18 protein-coding genes are annotated in these 18,167 nt (G+C 64.6%); 8 read left to right on the top strand and 10 right to left on the bottom strand.

Annotation, left to right across the window (positions count from 1 at the left end; translation table 11 throughout):
• Positions 1-78: 78 nt before the first annotated feature.
• Positions 79-903: a lytic murein transglycosylase gene (locus AC629_RS03505; RefSeq protein ID WP_084803394.1), complete on the top strand. Its 825-nt coding sequence runs from the start codon at positions 79-81 to the stop codon at positions 901-903.
• 57 nt (positions 904-960) lie between these two features.
• Here the strand turns inward: AC629_RS03505 and AC629_RS03500 are convergent, their stop codons facing one another.
• Positions 961-1,224, bottom strand: coding sequence for a hypothetical protein (locus AC629_RS03500; RefSeq protein WP_245331708.1), 264 nt, complete (start codon positions 1,222-1,224; stop codon positions 961-963).
• Between the two features lie 700 nt (positions 1,225-1,924).
• Here AC629_RS03500 and AC629_RS03495 point away from each other — a divergent pair.
• From AC629_RS03495 to AC629_RS03480, 4 genes are all read left to right on the top strand, one after another.
• Positions 1,925-2,077, top strand: coding sequence for a DUF1127 domain-containing protein (locus tag AC629_RS03495; protein WP_007590701.1), 153 nt, complete (start codon positions 1,925-1,927; stop codon positions 2,075-2,077).
• Between the two features lie 126 nt (positions 2,078-2,203).
• Positions 2,204-3,631, top strand: coding sequence for a methylenetetrahydrofolate--tRNA-(uracil(54)-C(5))-methyltransferase (FADH(2)-oxidizing) TrmFO (gene trmFO / locus AC629_RS03490; protein WP_084803393.1), 1,428 nt, complete (start codon positions 2,204-2,206; stop codon positions 3,629-3,631).
• Between the two features lie 7 nt (positions 3,632-3,638).
• Positions 3,639-4,733, top strand: coding sequence for a serine/threonine protein kinase (locus AC629_RS03485; protein ID WP_084803392.1), 1,095 nt, complete (start codon positions 3,639-3,641; stop codon positions 4,731-4,733).
• Between the two features lie 92 nt (positions 4,734-4,825).
• Positions 4,826-5,389 carry a CAP domain-containing protein gene (locus tag AC629_RS03480; protein ID WP_084803423.1) on the top strand — a complete coding sequence of 188 codons (564 nt, stop codon included), beginning with the start codon at positions 4,826-4,828 and terminating at the stop codon, positions 5,387-5,389.
• Between the two features lie 96 nt (positions 5,390-5,485).
• On the opposite strand, the gene AC629_RS03475 is transcribed toward AC629_RS03480, so the two are convergent.
• On the bottom strand, positions 5,486-5,959 hold the full coding sequence (locus AC629_RS03475) for a VOC family protein (protein ID WP_084803391.1): 474 nt from the start codon (positions 5,957-5,959) through the stop codon (positions 5,486-5,488).
• A 138-nt stretch (positions 5,960-6,097) separates the two neighbouring features.
• On the opposite strand from AC629_RS03475, the gene AC629_RS03470 reads away from it, so the two are divergent.
• Positions 6,098-7,276, top strand: coding sequence for an aminotransferase class V-fold PLP-dependent enzyme (locus AC629_RS03470; protein WP_084803390.1), 1,179 nt, complete (start codon positions 6,098-6,100; stop codon positions 7,274-7,276).
• Between the two features lie 27 nt (positions 7,277-7,303).
• Here the strand turns inward: AC629_RS03470 and AC629_RS03465 are convergent, their stop codons facing one another.
• A complete protein-coding gene (locus AC629_RS03465) occupies positions 7,304-7,765 on the bottom strand; it encodes a cupin domain-containing protein (RefSeq protein WP_084803422.1) in 462 nt (153 codons plus the stop codon).
• A gap of 127 nt (positions 7,766-7,892) precedes the next feature.
• On the opposite strand from AC629_RS03465, the gene AC629_RS03460 reads away from it, so the two are divergent.
• The gene (locus tag AC629_RS03460; RefSeq protein ID WP_084803389.1) at positions 7,893-9,446 is read left to right on the top strand and encodes a winged helix-turn-helix domain-containing tetratricopeptide repeat protein; all 1,554 of its coding nucleotides are present in this window, start codon (positions 7,893-7,895) and stop codon (positions 9,444-9,446) included.
• A gap of 12 nt (positions 9,447-9,458) precedes the next feature.
• Here AC629_RS03460 and AC629_RS03455 read toward each other — a convergent pair whose 3' ends face one another.
• From AC629_RS03455 to yajC, 6 genes are read right to left on the bottom strand one after another with little or no spacing between them, the layout of a single operon-like run.
• Positions 9,459-10,703 carry a threonine ammonia-lyase gene (locus tag AC629_RS03455; protein ID WP_084803388.1) on the bottom strand — a complete coding sequence of 415 codons (1,245 nt, stop codon included), beginning with the start codon at positions 10,701-10,703 and terminating at the stop codon, positions 9,459-9,461.
• Positions 10,704-10,748: 45 nt separating this feature from the next.
• Positions 10,749-11,612, bottom strand: coding sequence for a phytoene/squalene synthase family protein (locus AC629_RS03450; protein ID WP_084803387.1), 864 nt, complete (start codon positions 11,610-11,612; stop codon positions 10,749-10,751).
• On the bottom strand, positions 11,609-11,992 hold the full coding sequence (locus AC629_RS03445; protein WP_084803386.1) for an Mth938-like domain-containing protein: 384 nt from the start codon (positions 11,990-11,992) through the stop codon (positions 11,609-11,611). The genes AC629_RS03450 and AC629_RS03445 overlap by 4 nt, the downstream gene beginning before the upstream one ends.
• Positions 11,993-12,052: 60 nt before the next feature.
• Positions 12,053-13,072, bottom strand: a complete 1,020-nt coding sequence (secF, locus tag AC629_RS03440; RefSeq protein ID WP_084803385.1) for a protein translocase subunit SecF — start codon at positions 13,070-13,072, stop codon at positions 12,053-12,055.
• Between the two features lie 10 nt (positions 13,073-13,082).
• Positions 13,083-14,687, bottom strand: a complete 1,605-nt coding sequence (gene secD, locus AC629_RS03435; RefSeq protein WP_084803384.1) for a protein translocase subunit SecD — start codon at positions 14,685-14,687, stop codon at positions 13,083-13,085.
• Between the two features lie 47 nt (positions 14,688-14,734).
• The gene (gene yajC / locus AC629_RS03430) at positions 14,735-15,103 is read right to left on the bottom strand and encodes a preprotein translocase subunit YajC (protein WP_084803383.1); all 369 of its coding nucleotides are present in this window, start codon (positions 15,101-15,103) and stop codon (positions 14,735-14,737) included.
• Between the two features lie 181 nt (positions 15,104-15,284).
• On the opposite strand from yajC, the gene AC629_RS03425 reads away from it, so the two are divergent.
• The gene (locus AC629_RS03425; protein WP_084803382.1) at positions 15,285-16,265 is read left to right on the top strand and encodes an ATP-binding protein; all 981 of its coding nucleotides are present in this window, start codon (positions 15,285-15,287) and stop codon (positions 16,263-16,265) included.
• Positions 16,266-16,437: 172 nt separating this feature from the next.
• On the opposite strand, the gene AC629_RS03420 is transcribed toward AC629_RS03425, so the two are convergent.
• Positions 16,438-17,826: a LysM peptidoglycan-binding domain-containing M23 family metallopeptidase gene (locus tag AC629_RS03420; protein WP_084803381.1), complete on the bottom strand. Its 1,389-nt coding sequence runs from the start codon at positions 17,824-17,826 to the stop codon at positions 16,438-16,440.
• Between the last annotated feature and the right edge of the window lie 341 nt (positions 17,827-18,167).

The following is an 18,167-nucleotide window of genomic DNA, read 5'->3' as shown; positions in this document are numbered from 1 at the left end:
GTCATACGCCTTGCTTTGGCCGCGGTTACAACCGAGATTGCCGCCGGCTCGGCCATTTCACGGAATCGATCTACTCGAATGACCCCGACGATTTCTCGTCTCGCCCTCGCAGCCTTCGCCCTCTCCGCTTCGATCATGTCCGCCGAGCCAGCGCTCGCTGCGGTCGCCTGCGGCTCAGGCAATTTCGACGCTTGGCTTGCGGACTTCAAAACCGACGCCGCGGCCAAAGGCATCTCACAGCAGGCCATCACCGCCGGGCTCGCCGGCGTGACGCTCGATCAGAGCGTGCTCAACCGCGACCGCTCGCAAAAGGTCTTCACCCAGACCTTCGAGGAGTTTTCCGGCCGCATGGTGCCGCCGCGCATGCAGCGCGGCTCCAACATGATGAAACAATACGGTTCGGTGCTGTCGCGCATTGAACAGACCTACGGCGTGCCAGGCGAGGTGCTGGTCGCGATCTGGGGTCTCGAGACCGATTTCGGCGTCAACACCGGCAAGTTTGCAACCATCCGCTCGCTGGCGACGCTGGCCTATGACTGCCGGCGCGCCGAGCAGTTTCGTGGCGAGCTGATGGATGCACTACGCATCGTCCAGCGCGGCGACCTCGCCCCCGGCGACATGCGCGGCGCCTGGGCCGGCGAACTCGGCCAGACCCAGTTCATGCCCTCGTCGTGGCTGAAATACGCCGTCGACTTCGACGGCAACGGCAAGCGGGATCTGCTTCACAACGCGCCCGATGTGCTCGCCTCCACCGCCAACTATCTCGCCGGCTACGGCTGGCAGCGCGGCAAGGATTGGCAGCCCGGCAGCCCTAACTTCGCGGTGCTACTGCAGTGGAACAAGAGCGAGGTCTATTCCAAGACCGTCGCATATTTCGCCACGCAGCTCGCGCACGCCCCTTAACCCCCCTGCCAAACGCGTAGGGCCGATCGCCCGGCGACCGGCCCTCTCTTGGTGCGTTTACTTGCCCGTGGTGGCCTGCATCGCCTTGTTCAGGTGCATCCCGCACGCACCCATTTTGCCGTTGAGCATCGAGTCCTGCGCAGCCGCGATCTCCTTCTGCGCGACCATCTTGCTGTCGCCGTCGGGCATGGCCTCGATCGCGGTCTCCGTGTGCTCCAGATTGGCCGAGCTGCAGCCGCCCATGGCGTGCTTGGCGGCTTGGGCCGGCGCGATGGCGAGCGCGACGGCAGCAATGGCGATAACCCCGAGTAACTTCGTCATGACGTTACTTTCCTTCTCTTGTTCTTTGGACAGCCCCCGCGACATTGCGGAATCTGCGACATGACTTTCCTCCGGGCGTGTCAACTTGCCGCAATAAATTCCGCGCGAGAATTGCGTGATGTTGCGCGCTGCGCAGAGCCGCATGCGGAATTTCTGATTTTCATTACATCCTCGTAATCAATGCCACACGCTTGGCGTGTGTGCGCTGCAATAGCGAAGCGACTGGGACCTCCTGATGACGCTAGGTGCTTCGTCCGGCCTTGCAGCGCTTCGCCGGACGGATCTCGCCGTCCGCGCCAGGGTAACCCCTGCCGCCTGTTTGCCTTCGGGCGTCACAAAAAGCGAATATTTATTCATTCTTATAGTTCCACTCTCATGCGATTCGCGCATGCGAGACTTGGGTGCAGGAGCTGACAGATCGCCTTGCTGGGAGCGGGGGCGAAACATAATTCCGCAATGCACGGACCTGGACAGAAAGTCATAATATCGTGAATTCACGGACATTTATGGCATCCTTTTCCGCGTTCCGCCTGCCCTTTGGGCGCGGCTGCCCTCCGGTTAATCGTCCGTTACCGCCGCTATGCGTTCTTTGCTTAGCTGCACCGCAACATCGGAACTTTCGCAGTGCACCACACTCATCTATATTCATTTTAACGATGAGGCCCGGGCAAGGGCTGAATCGAACTACAGGAGACTACAAATGCTGCTCTCGCTCATCCGCATGATCCAGGCTTTCCGGGACTATCAGCGCAATGTTGCCGAGCTGTCCCAGCTCAGCGATCGCGAACTGGCCGACATCGGCCTCGATCGCTCGGACATCCCGCGCGTTGCCGCCGGTCAGTATCAGGGCTGATTTCGTTCAGCCCTTAACCGGACGAACCGATAGCGCCCGCCTTGTGCGGGCGTTGTCGTTTCTGATGGCAGAAAACTCGATCTCGGCGATTCCACTGGCCGCCGAAAAGCGCTACCTGTCCGCCCCATGACAGGACCCCTATCGAATACAGTGCACGTCATCGGCGCCGGCCTTGCCGGTTCTGAGGCCGCTTGGCAGGTGGCCAAAGCCGGCGTGCCCGTCGTGCTGCACGAGATGCGGCCGACCCACATGACGGAGGCGCACCGAACCGACGGGCTCGCCGAGCTCGTCTGCTCCAATTCGTTCCGCTCGGACGACGCCGCCAACAACGCTGTCGGCCTTTTGCACGCGGAGATGCGCCGCCTCGACTCGCTGATCATGCGCGCGGCCGATGCCAACCAGGTGCCCGCCGGCGGCGCGCTCGCGGTCGACCGCGAGGGCTTTTCCGCGGCCGTGACCAAAGCGCTCAACGACCATCCCCTCATTGAGATCGCCCGCGGCGAGATCGCAGGCCTGCCGCCGGCCGACTGGAGCAACGTCATCGTTGCTACGGGGCCCCTCACCTCCGCACCGCTCGCCGACGCCATCCGTCAACTCACCGACGAGAGCGCGCTCGCCTTCTTCGACGCGATCGCGCCGATTGTGCACCGCGAATCCATTGACATGTCGGTGGCCTGGTTCCAGTCGCGCTACGACAAGGTCGGTCCCGGCGGCAACGGCGCCGACTACATCAACTGCCCCATGACCAAGGAGCAGTATGACGGATTCGTCGCCGCGCTGATCGCCGGCGAGAAGACCGAGTTCAAAGAATGGGAGACCAACACGCCCTATTTCGACGGCTGCCTGCCGATCGAAATCATGGCAGAGCGCGGCCCCGAGACGCTGCGCCACGGCCCGATGAAGCCGGTCGGCCTCACCAATCCGCACGATCCCGCGACGAAAGCCTACGCGATCGTGCAGCTGCGCCAGGACAACAAGCTCGGCACGCTCTACAACATCGTCGGCTTCCAGACGAAGCTGAAATACGGCGAGCAGCAGCGCATCTTCCGCAGCATTCCCGGGCTGGAAAAGGCCGAGTTCGCCCGCCTCGGCGGTCTGCATCGCAACACCTTCCTCAACTCGCCAAAGCTGCTCGACGGCCAGTTGCGCCTGCGCGCACAGCCGCGGCTGCGCTTTGCCGGCCAGATGACGGGCTGCGAGGGTTATGTGGAGTCGGCCAGCGTCGGCCTGATCGCAGGCCTCTATGCGGCCGCAGATGCACGTGGCGAAACGCTGGAAAGCCCACCCGGCACGACCGCGCTCGGATCGCTGCTTGGCCACATCACCGGCGGCCATATCGAGACCATCGAGCCGGGTACGCGTTCGTTCCAGCCGATGAACATCAATTTCGGCCTGTTCCCGCCGCTCGCGACCGTTCCGACGAAGAAGCCCGATGGCACACGCTTGCGCGGCAACGAGAAGACGGTGGCCAAGAAGCAGGCGATGAGTGCACGGGCGCTCGCCGATCTCGATCGCTGGATCGCCGATCACCTGCACATAGCCGCTGCGGCGTGAGTTTTCGATGAGCCTCCCCAAAGACGACGCCGCAGAACTCTCGGCGCGCTGGACCGAGGGCGTGCTGCTCAAGCGCGACGTGTTCTCGATCGTCGAGCGCGGACGCTTCCGCAGCGACAACGGCGAGGTCGACGCAGTACTGCGCCGGCTCAACGAGGTGCCGTGGTGGTCGTTCCTCCTGGCGCGCCATCTGTTCGCCCGCGAAAAGCATGCGCTGGCGCTCGCCAAAGGTCTTAACGTCGGCCCCGAGCTTCTGTGGGCCGGCCGTCGCGCGTTGGTTCGCGGCTTCGTGGACGGCGTTGCGCTGCATCTGGCCAAGCCGCATGGCGACCTCGCCTATTTCCGCTCGGCCAAGGCGGCGCTGCGCCGGCTACGTCGCGCCGGCATCTGCCACAACGATCTCGCCAAAGAGCAGAACTGGCTGGTGGGCCGCGATGGGCGCGCCTACGTGACCGACTTCCAGCTCGCTGCCTGCTTTGCCCGCCGCGGCCGCCTCTATCGCATCCTGGCCTACGAAGACCTCCGGCATCTGCTGAAGCACAAGCGCTCCTATGCGCCCGATGCGCTGACGCCGCGCGAGCGCAAGATCCTGGCGAAGAAATCATTCGCGGCGAGCCTGTGGCTCGCCACCGGCAAGAAGGTCTACCGTGCGATCACGCGCGGCCTGTTCAACTTCACCGACCGCGAGGGCGGCGGCCGCAGGCTGGTCAACGACGCGCCGGTGCTGGCCGAGCTGATCCGCAAGAACCCGGCCGTGCGCGACACCGCCATCGTCGCCTTCGCCGACCGCCGCTCGGGCGTCGGGCTCTACGCCTTCGTCGAAGCCGATCAGGCCGCGCTCGAGGGCCAGATCCGCAACGAGCTTACCGCCGCCAAGGGTCCGAAGCCGCCGGAGCACATCCAGGTGGTGCACGCCCTGCCGCGCGATACCAGCGGCAAGCCGCGCACCGAGATCCTGCAACTGGTCGCCATGAACCAGCTCGACCTGATCGAGCCGATGATGAAAAACGACCAGGATCGCGCCTTCCTCAAGGACATCCTGGAGCAGCGCAAGAACCTCCGTGACCGCTTCAACTTCGAGGCGGACCTGCCGACGAGCTAGCGCGGCCCGTGCCTTGAAGCGTCCACATTGGCGATAGAGAAGCAGTCGGATAATTCGGGCTTGGCGGGGTTATGGGCACTCGGGGGACCATGATGCAACGTGCGGTTGGCGGTATGATCGCCGGCCTCCTGCTGCTGACAGCCTCGCCGGCAATGGCCGAATCCCCGGCCGAGTTGATCTCCAGCTTCCGCCTCAAGCATGGCGAGGTCCGCGTCGTGCGCGACGCCACGCTCGACCGCATTGCCATGGACCAGGCGCGCGCGATGGCGGCAAAGGACAATCTCAGTCACGATGCGCTCGGCCCGTTCAACCGGCGCGTCGCACCGGCCGGCGCAGGCCGCGCCGCCGAGAACATCGCCTACGGCTACGACAATTTCGAGAAGACGCTCGGCCAGTGGATCGACTCCTCCGGGCACCGCAGGAACCTGCTGCTGCACAACGCCTCCCGCGTCGGAATCGCGAGCGCCAAAAACGCCAGCGGCAAGCGCACCTATTGGGCCATGGTGATCGCTGGCGATTACGAACCGAAGGGCAAGGGCAAGAGCAAGAAAGACAAAGACAAGGAGCCGCTGGTTGCCGTGAAGCGCGAGACCGCGCCTGCAAGCAAGCCCAAATCCAGCGGCTGCCACATCAAGCTGCTCAGCCTCTGCATCTAGAGCGTTTTCGAGCGAAGTGGATACCGGTTCGCGTAAAGAAAACGCGTCAAAACAATAATCTAGAGCCCCGTTCCGATTCCATCGGAACGGACGATATCAACCACGGCGTGCGGCCTCGATCGCGGCGACGTCGATTTTCGTCATCCCCATCATCGCCTCGAACGCGCGCTTGGCTTCCGTGCCGCCGGCCGCCAGCGCCTCGGTCAGCACGCGCGGCGTGATCTGCCAGGAAACGCCCCATCTGTCCTTGCACCAGCCGCAGGCGCTCTCCTGCCCGCCATTGCTGACGATGGCGTTCCAATAGCGGTCGGTCTCCTCCTGATCGTCGGTCGCGATCTGGAATGAGAAGGACTCGTTGTGGCTGAACACGGGACCGCCGTTGAGGCCGAGACAGGCAACGCCCGCGACCGTGAATTCGACGGTGAGCACGTCGCCGGCCTTGCCTGACGGGTAGTCGCTGGGCGCGCGGTGGACGACGCTCACTGCGCTGTCGGGGAACGTCTCGGCATAGAAACGGGCAGCCGCTTCGGCGTCCTTGTCGTACCAGAGGCAAATCGTGTTCTTCGCCATTGAGGGTCCTTTCGGTTCCGGGCCAAATCGCGCTGTCTACCAGCATAGGCACCCGGATCGGCATGCTCCAGTTTGCCTGATCTTGCTCGCGTGCGTCATTGTGTCTAACTCAGGGAACCCGATGGCAGAGGATCTCACGTGATCGACATCGATCGCATACGCGCCGACACGCCGGCCGCACGGCGGCTCGCCTATCTTCATAACGCGGGCGCAGCTCTCATGCCGGCGCCCGTTGTCGCAGCGATGAAGCAGCATATCGATCTGGAGAGCGAGATCGGTGGCTATGCCGCCGCCGACCGTGAGTCTGATCGGCGTGAAGCGGTCTACGGCTCCGTCGCCCGTCTGTTGAATGCCGCGCCCGACGAGATCGCCCTCATGGAGAACGCGACCGTTGCCTGGCAGATGGCCTTCTACGCGCTTCCGTTTCGCAACGGCGATCGGATCCTGACGGCCGAGGCAGAATACGCCGCAAACTATGTCGCCTTTCTTCAGGTCGCCAAGCGTACGGGCGCGATCATCGACGTGGTGCCCAGCGATGCCAGCGGCGAGCTCGATGTCCACGCGCTCGAGCGCATGATCGATGCGCGCGTGAAGCTGATCGCGATCACCTGGGTTCCGACCAATGGCGGCCTCGTCAATCCGGCGGCAGCCATCGGCAAGATCGCACGAGCGCGGGGCATTCCCTATCTGCTCGACGCCTGCCAGGCGGTCGGCCAGATGGCGGTCGACGTCGAGGCCATTGGCTGTGACATGCTGTCCGCGACCGGCCGCAAGTTCCTGCGCGGCCCGCGCGGCACCGGCTTCCTCTACGTCCGCCGGGCGTTGCGGCAACAACTCGAGCCGCCCATGATCGACCACTTCGCGGCCCCCTGGGTCTCGCGAGATGAATATCGACTCCGCGACGACGCCCGCCGCTTCGAGACCTGGGAGAACAACTACGCGGCCCGGCTGGGGCTGGGCGCTTCTGTCGACTATGCCCTTGAGATCGGCCTTGCCCCTATCGAACAACGCTGCCGCATGCTTGCGGACCGTCTTCGCAGCGGCCTCGCTTCCCTTCCTGGAGTCACCATTCGCGATCTCGGCCGCGCACCGGGCGCCATCGTCAGCTTCATGATGAAAGGATATGAGGCGGACGCCATTGTCAGCAGTGCCGCTGCCGCAGGCATCTCGATCGGCGCGTCACAGCCGTCCAGCACCCGGATCGATGCCGAGCTCCGCTCGCTGCCGCCGGTCGTGCGTGCATCCCCGCACTACTACAACACGGAAGCCGAGATCGACCGGCTGATCGACCACCTCGCGAACCTGGCGCAGCGCTAAACTGCTGCACGCCCTCGGGCGTGGATTTCAAGGCCTTGTCGTTAGCGCCGATAGCTGGTCGGTATCGAAGCGTGCACGCAACTCGCTGATGGCCTTCGCATCCGGCGTTCCGCTGGCGGTCAGCCTGGCCAGCTCTTCGAAGTAATGTTCGTGCCCCGGCGGGGACACTGTCATGAGCACGCGGGCGGGCTTGTCGCTGGCATTGGTGATGTTGTGGGGGACACTCGGAGGAATGAAGAGGTAGGTCCCTGGCGTAGCCCGGACGACCTCTTCGGCGACGTGCCATTCGCACTCGCCTTCAAGCATGTAGAACGTCTCCTCCTGCACGCGATGAACGTGCCGGCCCGTGGCGAATCCGGCCGGGATCGTCCAGTCGAACATGCTGGTGTGCCGGGTGTCTTCCCCGGTTACCAGGAACGCCATCGGCTGGCCGCGCAGCATCACCCCCTTGGTCTCGCCGGGTCTGCGGATCACCGGTTTCGCGTTCATATGCCCCTCCATGGCTCGTTATGGCGTTGCGCTAATATCGTGCCATGGTGACCCGGACGCGCCGGAAAGTCGTGAAACCGTTCGGAAATCATTGCAAAAAACCTGCGAAACGTGCCCTTCTTCGACGATGGTCACGATCCTTGAATTTGGTCCATTTCGCCTCGACGTTGATGCGGGGATCCTTTTCCACGGTGCGGAGCCGACCCCTCTCGGCCAGCGCGCTGTGCTGCTCTTGGCCTTGCTCGTTCGGCGGGCCGGCGCGCCGGTGTCCAAGGACGACTTGATCGAGGCGGCGTGGCCCGCCCAGGCGATCGAAGACAGCAATCTGACCGTCCAGATCGCCGCCATACGGCGCACTCTGGCGGATATGTCCGGAGAGGCGCGCTGGATCGAGACTCTGCCGCGGCGCGGCTATCGCTATGTCGGTCCGGCCGTGTCGACGGCCGATCCGGATCGCGCATCCGCGGCCTCCGATACGCCTTCTCTGGCATTGCCGGACCGGCCGTCTATCGCGGTGCTACCCTTTGCAAATCTGAGCGGCGATGCGGAGCAGGACTACTTTGGCGATGGGATGGTCGACGACATCATCACCGGCCTGTCGCGCATCAACTGGCTGTTCGTGATCGCCCGGAATTCGACGTTCACTTACAAGGGCCGTGCGGTCGACGTGACGCAGGTCGGCCGCGAGCTTGGTGTGCGGTACGTGCTTGAAGGAAGCGTCCGAAAGACCGGCACGACGGTGCGTATCACGGGTCAGTTGATCGACGCCTCGACCGGGATGCATGTATGGGCCGAACGCTACGATCGCCGGTCTGAAGACTTTTTCGAGCTTCAGGACGACATTGCCCTGTCAGTTGTCGGCGCGATTGCGCCGAGCCTGCGGCGCGCCGAAATCAACAGGGTCAAACGCAAACGGCCCGAGAGCCTCGATGCCTATGATCTCGTCCTGCGAGCCCAGCCGGATGTCGATTCCGGCATGCCGAAACAGGTCACGCAGGCGCTCGTGCTTCTCGAACGTTCGATCGCGCTCGAACCTGATTATGCGCTGGCCCATGGCAACGCCGCGATGTGCCACCACTGCCTGTTCCTTCGGGCCGGCTTGCAGGAGGTGAATCGTTCGGCATCCATCCGCCACGCGCGGTTAGCGATCACTCACGGCCAGGACGACGCGCCGGCCCTCACATTAGCGGGCTTTTCGATCGGCATGGATGGGCACGATCGCTCGGCGGCGTTCACGGCGCTCGACGCCGCGCTCGCCATCAGCCCATCATCGGCGCTGACCTACATCCTCGGCAGTGTAATGCTCGCATGGGGCGGGGATTCCGACAGCGCCATCGAATGGAGCGAACGAGGCATGCGGCTCAGCCCGTTCGATTCCTGGGCTTTCGCCGCATTCGATGCACAGGCGCTGGGGCACTTCAATCGCGGCCGATATGAGGAGGCGTGCCGCGCCGCCTACCGCGCGGTTCAAGCCAATCCCCGCCATAGCATCACCTATGTGCAACTGGCCGCCGCGCTGGCGAAGCTTGGACGGTTGCAGGAGGCGCGAGCGGCAGCCGCACAGGTGCTCGAGCTGCATCCGGCGTTCCGCTACAGCCGACAGTTTCAAGGGGTCAACTGCGCGCCGGCGCTCGCCTCGTCCCTTGGCGAGGCGCTTCGTGCCGCCGGCCTGCCGGAGTAGCGGCGCGTCCGCTCACGTGCAGCGCGCGCTCAATCCGGATGCCCCGAGCCTGGCCATGACCTCCTCGAGATGGGCGCTGTCGCGGGTCTCGATGACGAGCTGCAGCAGCGTTGCCTTGGCCGGCAGGTCGGAGAAGGTGCGCTGATGCGAGACTTCGATGATGTTGGCGCCGGCTTCGGCCAGAAGCGCGGCCACGGCAGCGAGCTGGCCCGGCCGGTCCGGGATATCGAGCGACAGCTGGGTCAGCCTCCCCTCGCGCGCCAGCTCGCGCGTGAGCACCGAGGCGATCAGTCTTGTATCGATATTGCCGCCGCTCAGCACCAGGCCAACCTTCTGGCCGGCGAAGCGGGACGGATCGGACATCAGCGCGGCAAGGCCGGCGGCGCCGGCGCCCTCGACGACGGTCTTCTCGATCGAGATCAGGGTCGCAACCGCGCGCTCGAGCTCGGCTTCGTTCACGAGCGCAATGTCGTCGACGAGACGGCGGACGATCTCGGTGGTGATCTTGCCCGGCGATTTCACCGCGATGCCTTCGGCCAGCGTATCGCCGCGCGCCGGGAGATTGCCGTCGTGGATGGCGTTGTACATCGAGGGATAGAGCCAGGCCTCGACGCCCAATATCCGCAGTGACGGCTTGATTGATTTCGCCGCAATGGCGATGCCGCTGATTAGCCCGCCGCCGCCGATCGGGACGACCAGCATATCGAGCTCCGGCACAGACTTGAGCATCTCCAGCCCGACGGTGCCCTGCCCCGCGATCACCAGCGGATCGTCATAGGGATGGACGAAGATCATGCCGCGGGCTTCGCCGTGGCTTCGCGCAAACGCGGCCGCCTCCTCCAGCGTCGCGCCCGTGACCACCACCTCGGCACCGTGGTGCTTCGTGTTCTCGACCTTCACCATCGGCGTGCCGACCGGCATCACGATGGTCGCGGGAATGCCGAGCCGCTTGGCGTGATAGGCGACGCCCTGCGCGTGGTTTCCCGCCGACATCGCGATGACGCCGCGCGCACGTTCCTTCTCAGTCAGCGCGGTGAGCCGGTTGAGCGCGCCGCGCTCCTTGAACGAGGAGGTGAACTGGAGGTTCTCGAATTTGAGCCAGATGTCGCAGCCGCAGATATTGCTCAGCGTGCGACTGTAGCTGCAGGGCGTCTCGACGACGGCGCCCCGGATGGTCTCGGCGGCGGCATGAATGTCTGCCGGCGCGACCGGAAATCCGCTCAGATCGGACGACGTGCTTTGGGACAACTCAGCCATGGGACAGCATAGAGCATTTGGCAGGTCGAGGCGATAAGCCAACCTCTATTTGGTAAATTCCCGCGATCGTGAAGCCCGCCACAGCGTCCACAGCGTGCGCAGCCGCGACGATGGCTGCGGCGTGAACGGATTGCGTCCCGGCCGCGACAGGCGCTTGAGGTCGGCCCGCACCTGGCTCAGCGGCAGGAACGCTGGACGCACGGAAGCCGGCACCTGCGCCAGCAGCGACAAGGCCGTGGTCAAATGCTGCTCGGCCTCGCCTGTGAGCTGTTCCAGCACCGCGTGCAGATTGGGCGTCTCCTTGCCCGCGAACACGTCCTCCATGCCGCAGCCATGGCTCGTCAGAAGTTGCTGCGGCAGGAACAGCTGCCGGTGCGCGGCATCGCGCGGCAGGTTCGCGATGATCTGCACGATGCCCTGGGCCAGTCCGGCATGCCGCGCGAGATGCTCGGCTGCTTCCGAGGGTGGCGCCATGATCCGCGCCGCGAGAGCGAACAACGCCGAACAGGTCGCGGCCAGATAGCCTTCCAGCGCCGTCAGCGTCGGCATCGGGTCGTTGTAGAGATCGAACTGATGCTCGTCGGCGAGCAGCGACAGCGGCTCGACCGGCAGATCGAAATCGCGGATTGCACGCAAGAGCTCCGCCGCGACCGGATTGCCCTCGGCACTGCCATGAACATGGCCCGACAGCATGTCGGTCCACCATTGCAGGCGGATTTCCCCGGGCAACGGCTGGCTCACCTGGTCGCGGACGCGGACGATTTCGACATTGAAGGCATAGAGCGCCAGCAGCGCGCGGCGCTCGGCGCTGGGCGCGAATAGCGCCGCGACATAGCGCGGAAAGTCATGGCTGCGCACCAGATCGGCGCAGAAGGCAACCGAATCGGGCGGCGGCGCGGCGCTGCTCATGGCACGGCAATCAGCGCGGCCGCAACGCGGCGCCGTTCGCCGATCATGATGTTGTAGGTGCGCACGGCGGGGCCGGTCTGCATCGTATCCAGAACCACCCTCACCGCCTTCAGCGCCTGGCGCAGCTCCGGCGGTGGCAGCCAGGCCCCGGTTCCAGTCCCGACCAGGAGCGTGTCGATGCTGTTGGCGGCCGCGAAGACCCGATCCAGCGAATAGCGATCGATCTTGGTGGGATCTGTCACGTCCCAGGCCCAGATTGCGTCAGGCAGACAGAGCAGCGATCCCCGATGCGACATGCCGGCAAAGGCGAAGCCGCCCTTGCCATAGGCGTCGATCGGCGCCGAGCGCGGGAAATGAGGTGCGTTGGGGTCGCCGGCCATGAGCTTGGTCCGAATAAGCTTACTGCCCTCGCAAACTCGTGCGAGGGCATAGGGTTCGGATCATGCCTTGTTTTTCTTCGCCGGCGTAGCCGTATCGGGCGCATCTTCACGATGCTCGCCGACGCCGAGGTAGATCAGGATCGGAGCCGCGATGAAGATCGAGGTGTAGGTACCGACCAGCACCACGCCGAACATCATGACTGCGGTGAAGCTGTGGATGGCGTGACCGCCGAATATCAGCAGCGCGAGCAACGCCAACGTCACGGTGACGTGGGTGATGATCGAACGCGACAGCGTCGAGTTGATGGACTCGTTGAGGAGCTGCGGCATCGGCATCTTCTTGTAGCGCCGCAGCATTTCGCGGATACGGTCGTAGATGACGACGGTGTCATTGAGCGAATAGCCCAGAATGGTCAGGAGCGCAGCGATGCTGGTCAGGTCGAAGTCGACCTGGCTGATCGACATGAAGCCGATCGTCAGCACGATGTCGTGCACGTTGGCGATCATGGCGCCCAGCGCGAACTGCCATTCGAAGCGGAACCAAAGATAGATCAGGATCGCGACGATCGCGAGCATCAGGCCGAGCATGCCGAAGGCCAGCAGCTCGCCGGAGACGCGCGGACCGACCACTTCGACCCGGCGGTATTCGACGGAATCGCCGAGCGCGGTGCGGACCTTCTGCACGGCTGCCTGCTGGGCAGCGTCGCCGCCCGGCTGCTCCGCGACACGGATCAGGACGTTCTCGGGGCCGCCGAACTGCTGCAGCTGGACCTCGCCAAGCCCCAGGGCGTCGAGCGTGGTGCGCATCGCCGCTATGTCGGCATGGCCGGACTTCGCCTGCACCTCGAGCAGCGTGCCGCCGCGGAAGTCGATGCCGAAATTCAGGCCGTGGGTGAAGAACAACGTGATCGCGACGATCGACAGCGCCGCCGAAATCGGGAAGCTGATGCGGCGGAAGCGCGTGAAGTCGAAATGCGTGTTGTCAGGGACAATCCGCAGTGACGGCAGCAGACCGAGCGCCGCAACCACGGTGAGAATGGCAATGAGGATGCCAAGCCCGATGAGAACGTAGTGAGTCACGATCAGGCTCCTAGATCGGCACGCTCTGCGGCCGCTTCCACCGCACCCACCAGGCCACGATCAGCCGGGTCAGCGTGAAGGCGGTGAACACCGTGGTGATGATGCCGATACCGAGCGTCACGGCGAAGCCGCGCACCGGGCCGGTGCCGATGTAGAACAGCACCGCGGCGGCAATGAAGGTGGTGATGTTGGAATCGAGAATGGTCGCAAGCGCCCGCTTGAAACCGGCGTCGATCGCCGAGATCGCGTTGCGGCCGCCGCGCAGCTCCTCGCGGATGCGCTCGTAGATCAGCACGTTGGAGTCGACCGCGATGCCGACGGTGAGCACGATGCCGGCGATGCCGGGCAGCGTCAGCGTGGCGTTGAGCAGCGACAGCAGGCCGAAGATCATCGCGACGTTGATCGCCACCGCGATGTTGGCGAACACGCCGAACAGCCGGTAGGTCAGCAGCATGAACACAATGACGAGGATCGAGCCGACGTAAGCCGCAAGCTCACCCTTCTCGATCGAATCCTGGCCGAGGCCCGGACCGACGGTGCGCTCTTCAACCACGGTCAGCGGCGCCGGCAGCGCGCCGGCGCGCAAGAGAATCGCGAGATCGTTCGCCGATTGCACGGTGAAATTACCGGAGATCTGGCCCTGCCCGCCGGTGATCGGCTCACGGATGACCGGCGCCGAGATCACCTTGTTGTCGAGAACGATCGCAAACGGCAGCCCCACGTTCTCTTGCGTGGCCTGCGAGAATTTGCGCGCGCCCGACGTATTGAACTTGAAGCTGACGACGGGCTCACCCGTGCGCTGGTCGAAGCTCGCCTGGGCATCGGTCAGATCGCCGCCGGCGACCAGCACCTGCTTCTTGACGACATAGGGAACCGGTGGCGGCGACGCGCTCATCAACAGTTCGGATTCCGGCGGCAATCGCCCTTGCTGCGCCTGATCCGGCGGCACGGACGTGTCGACCATGCGGAATTCCATCTTCGCGGTCTTGCCCAGCAATTCCTTCAGACGGGTCGGGTCCTGAAGACCCGGCACCTGCACCAGGATGCGGTCGTTGCCCTGGCGCTGGATAACAGGCTCGACGGTGCCGAGCTCGTTGACGCGGCGTTCAACGATCTGGATCGACTGCTCGATGGTTTTGCGAAGGCGGTCGAGCATCGCGGCCTGCGGGATGCTCAGGCGGATCACCCCGCCACCGGCATCGGTCACCTCAAGGTCGCGCTGACCGCTGGATCCTATCAATCCGCCCAGCGGCTGGGACAGCTCGCGCAGCTTGGCGAGCGCGGGCTGCACGTCGGATTCCTTGGTGATACGGACCTCGGCCGCGTCGTTGCGCACGGTGACGCCGCCGGTGAAGCCGATCTTGGCGTCGCGCAGCGTCCGGCGAACGTCGTCGCGGACCTGGTCGAGCCTCTCCTTCTTCACATAGTTGGAGTCGACCTCGAGCAGCAGATAGGAGCCGCCCTGAAGGTCGAGGCCAAGCACGAGCCGACGCTGCGCCCAGGCGGGCCAGGTCTTGACCTGCGCCTCGGGGAAGAAGTTCGGGACCGCGCAGAGGCACACGATCAGCGCCGTCAGGATAATCCCCAGCGCCCTCCACCGCGTGAAATACAACATCGACTGGACCTGTCAGATCAGGAGACTTGAGAGACTCGCGGAAACACTCACTTGGCCGCGGTGTCGTCCTTGGCGCTTTCCTTTGCGCTTTCTTTGGCCGGCTCGCCCTTGGCGCGCACGCCGGAGATCATCTGGCGCATTTGCCGCACTCGCACGCCATCGGAAATCTCGAACTCGATCTGGTCGTCGTCGACGACCTTGGTGACCTTGCCGACGAGGCCGCCCGACGTCACCACGGTGTCGCCGCGGCGGATGTTCTTCACGAGGTCGGCATGGTCGCGCACCTTCTTCTGCTGCGGGCGCAGAATCAGGAAGTACATGATCACGAAGATCAGGGCGAACGGCAGCAGCGACATCAACATGCTGTTGGTGTCGACGGCGCCCGCAGCCTGGGCATACGCAGGGGTAATCAGCATTCGGACAATCCTCGTGAGAACGGGAGACAGCCGGTCAGGCCCTCAAAGGCGACCGGTTCGGTCAAATTCGCGCGGACTATAGCGGCCACCGCCCCAATTGCAACGCTGCCAGACCGTCGATTTGGCCACCTTGCGGCGGGGCCGCAGGCCCGATAAGGCTGCCTTCTCAGGAACTTCGGACATGCCCAAAAAACCAAACAAAAGCCCGGCCGGCAAAGGCCACCGTACCCCTGCCAAAAAGCCCGCTAGCGTCGCGGCAAAACGCCCCAAGGCAGCCCCTAACGCAGCCCCAGACCTCTCCCAGGAGCGCATCGTGCGCGCCCTCGAGACCATTGCGGCGCACCTCTCGGCGCAAGGCAATCCGGCCGTCGAGCACGAGTCGTTCGAACGGGCGGACGCCTATGTCTGGCATCCCGACGGCCGCCTCGCTGCGGTGCCGCGGGTCAGCCGTGTCGAGTTGTTCCTCCTCAAGGGCGTCGACCGGATGCGCGACATCCTGATGGAGAACACCGAGCGCTTCGCCAACGGCCTGCCCGCCAACAACGCCCTGCTCTGGGGCGCGCGCGGCATGGGCAAGTCGTCGCTGGTGAAGGCCGCGCACGCCAGCATCAACGCGGACCGCAAGGCCGCCGACAAGCTGAAGCTGATCGAGATCCACCGCGAGGACATCGAGAGCCTGCCAGCGCTCATGGAGCAGCTGCGCGCCTCGTCCTTCCGCTTCATCGTGTTCTGCGACGACCTCTCCTTCGACGGCAACGATGCCTCGTACAAGTCGCTCAAGGCCGTGCTCGAAGGCGGCATCGAGGGCCGGCCCGAGAACGTCATCCTCTACGCCACCTCCAACCGCCGTCATCTGCTTGCGCGTGAGATGATCGAGAACGAGCGCTCGACCGCGATCAATCCCGGCGAAGCGGTCGAAGAGAAGGTCTCGCTATCGGATCGCTTCGGCCTCTGGCTCGGCTTCCACCGTTGCAGCCAGGACGAATATCTCGCCATGGTGCGCGGCTATTGCAGCCATTTCGGCATCAAGATCGACGACGAGGCGCTGGAGCGCGAGGCGCTGGAATGGTCGACCACCCGCGGCTCGCGTTCGGGCCGCGTCGCCTGGCAGTTCGTGCAGGAGCTTGCCGGCCGGCTCGGCGTGAAGCTGACGGCCAAGTAGCCGAAGGTCTCGCTCCACACACAAATGTCATTCCCCGCGAAAGCGGGGAATCCAGTGCGCCGCGGCTTGTCGGCTCAACAACGACTGTTTCTGAATATCGGGCCGCCCGGGCCCGTGCACAATTGCGCACAGGCCCGGCGACGCCATCGTTCTTGCGCAGGAGGCGTGCGCCTCACGCCCCGTTCAGGAATTGAAGCGGGTCAACCGGGCTCGATCCCTTGCGGATCTCGAAGTGGAGCTGCGGCGACGCCACCTCCCCGGATTGACCCGACTTGGCAATGACCTGACCGCGCTTGATGGTATCACCGCGCTTCACCAACAGCTCACTCGCATGGGCATATGCGGTGACGTAGCCGTTGGAGTGCCGAACCAGGACCAGATTGCCGTAACCTTTCAGCTCGTTGCCGGAATAGGCGACGACGCCGTCTTCAGCCGCCTTGACCGGCGTACCTTCGGGCACCGCAAGATTGATGCCGTCATTGGACTTGCCATTGGTCTTGGCGCCGTAGCTCGTAACCACCTTCCCGCGGACCGGCCAGCGGAAGGTCGGCAGTGCGCCGGTAGCCTCCGCAGCCTTCGCCGGTGTCTCGGCGGGCTTCTCTTCGACATTGGCCGTGGCCTGAGCCAGGCGAGCGCTCTGCACCGGCGCGGCGACGGCGGCCATCTTGGTGGCGGGCGCGGGCGCAACGGGCTGCAGCGCACCCGCAACCGGGGCGGCTGCGACGGGAGCCGGAGCAACCGGGGCCGCAACCGCGGCGGTCCTGGCGCCGGGCACGGTCAGCTTGGTGCCGAGCTTGAGCTTGGCCGACGGAGCCAGACCGTTGGCGCGGGCCAGTTCAGCCGCGGAGATGTGGTTCTTGCGGGCGATGCTGGCGAGCGTGTCGCCATGATTGACGAAGTGAATGCTCGGCGGCGCGGCGACGGCTGCAACCGGCTTGGCAGCAGGTGCCAGCGCCGGAGCGGCCGCGACGGGAGCCATCACCGGCGCAGGCGCAGCAGCGGTCGCGCCCGGATGCGGGATGATCAGTTGCTGGCCGGGCGAGAGCGCACGCGGCCCCTTGTAACCGTTGGCGGCAAGGATCGCCTGCGGGGTGACATGATAGCGCTTGGCGAGCACGTCGAGCGTGTCGCTGGTGCCGACGATGATCTTGGTGCCGCCAGCCGGCTGGGCCGCAACCGAGCGCGGCGGTACGGTAGCCGTGGTATCAAGATGCGGCTGCGTCGGGGGCGCATAGGATTGTACGCCACGCCCGCCTCCGGACACCCCGCCACCCGCCGCAACGGGATACGATTGCGGGGCGGAAACCGCCGGCGGCGGCAACGGCTGGGACTGATAATAGCCCGGCTGCGTCTGCGGCCGGGCATATTGCGGCAGCTCACGTTGCGGCGGTGGCGCCTGCTGCACCGAACCGGTCGATTCGGCGAAGGGATTGGAGAAGTTCGACTGGGACAGTCGCGACGACATGTCGGCGCTGCACCCTGCGAAGCTGAAGGAGATCAGCGCCAGCACCGCGACCTGCGGTACGCGGCGCGAGTAAAGCAACTCGGCGACAACAGACATGGTTACTCACTCGTACGCAACAGAACTGGTCTTTTAAGTAAACACGCGCCGAGTAAATAACGGCTTAACCCTGTGAGCTTCTTTAGCTTTCGCCAAGCATTTGATTAGGCTTAATTTTTTGTTAACGACTTGAGAACAATACTGGAACGTGAGACATCCGAAAATGTCTCACGTGAGACATTCTGCTCAACTCAGCCTCACCGGCGCGTCCAGAGCCAGCTCCGCGAGCGTCGCCACCAATGCCATGTTTCGCTTGAACCACGCCTTCTCAACGCGCACCGCGATCACGGCGTAGGTCTCGTTCTCGGCAATGATCCTAGCGCCGGTGTGGAGATAGTTCC

Origin of the sequence: Bradyrhizobium sp. NAS80.1, assembly GCF_001908205.1 — a bacterium.
Classification (GTDB): Bacteria; Pseudomonadota; Alphaproteobacteria; order Rhizobiales; family Xanthobacteraceae; genus Bradyrhizobium.
This window is presented reverse-complemented; position numbering and strand designations above follow the sequence as displayed.

Bases quoted from the DNA above. Each gene is read 5' to 3' on its own strand.
- AC629_RS03505 (WP_084803394.1), top strand. From the start codon at position 79: ATGACCCCGACGATTTCTCGTCTCGCCCTCGCAGCCTTCGCCCTCTCC.
- AC629_RS03500 (WP_245331708.1), bottom strand. From the start codon at position 1,224: ATGACGAAGTTACTCGGGGTTATCGCCATTGCTGCCGTCGCGCTCGCC.
- AC629_RS03495 (WP_007590701.1), top strand. From the start codon at position 1,925: ATGCTGCTCTCGCTCATCCGCATGATCCAGGCTTTCCGGGACTATCAG.
- trmFO (WP_084803393.1), top strand. From the start codon at position 2,204: ATGACAGGACCCCTATCGAATACAGTGCACGTCATCGGCGCCGGCCTT.
- AC629_RS03485 (WP_084803392.1), top strand. From the start codon at position 3,639: ATGAGCCTCCCCAAAGACGACGCCGCAGAACTCTCGGCGCGCTGGACC.
- AC629_RS03480 (WP_084803423.1), top strand. From the start codon at position 4,826: ATGCAACGTGCGGTTGGCGGTATGATCGCCGGCCTCCTGCTGCTGACA.
- AC629_RS03475 (WP_084803391.1), bottom strand. From the start codon at position 5,959: ATGGCGAAGAACACGATTTGCCTCTGGTACGACAAGGACGCCGAAGCG.
- AC629_RS03465 (WP_084803422.1), bottom strand. From the start codon at position 7,765: ATGAACGCGAAACCGGTGATCCGCAGACCCGGCGAGACCAAGGGGGTG.
- AC629_RS03460 (WP_084803389.1), top strand. From the start codon at position 7,893: ATGGTCACGATCCTTGAATTTGGTCCATTTCGCCTCGACGTTGATGCG.
- AC629_RS03455 (WP_084803388.1), bottom strand. From the start codon at position 10,703: ATGGCTGAGTTGTCCCAAAGCACGTCGTCCGATCTGAGCGGATTTCCG.
- AC629_RS03450 (WP_084803387.1), bottom strand. From the start codon at position 11,612: ATGAGCAGCGCCGCGCCGCCGCCCGATTCGGTTGCCTTCTGCGCCGAT.
- AC629_RS03445 (WP_084803386.1), bottom strand. From the start codon at position 11,992: ATGGCCGGCGACCCCAACGCACCTCATTTCCCGCGCTCGGCGCCGATC.
- secD (WP_084803384.1), bottom strand. From the start codon at position 14,687: ATGTTGTATTTCACGCGGTGGAGGGCGCTGGGGATTATCCTGACGGCG.
- yajC (WP_084803383.1), bottom strand. From the start codon at position 15,103: ATGCTGATTACCCCTGCGTATGCCCAGGCTGCGGGCGCCGTCGACACC.
- AC629_RS03425 (WP_084803382.1), top strand. From the start codon at position 15,285: ATGCCCAAAAAACCAAACAAAAGCCCGGCCGGCAAAGGCCACCGTACC.
- AC629_RS03420 (WP_084803381.1), bottom strand. From the start codon at position 17,826: ATGTCTGTTGTCGCCGAGTTGCTTTACTCGCGCCGCGTACCGCAGGTC.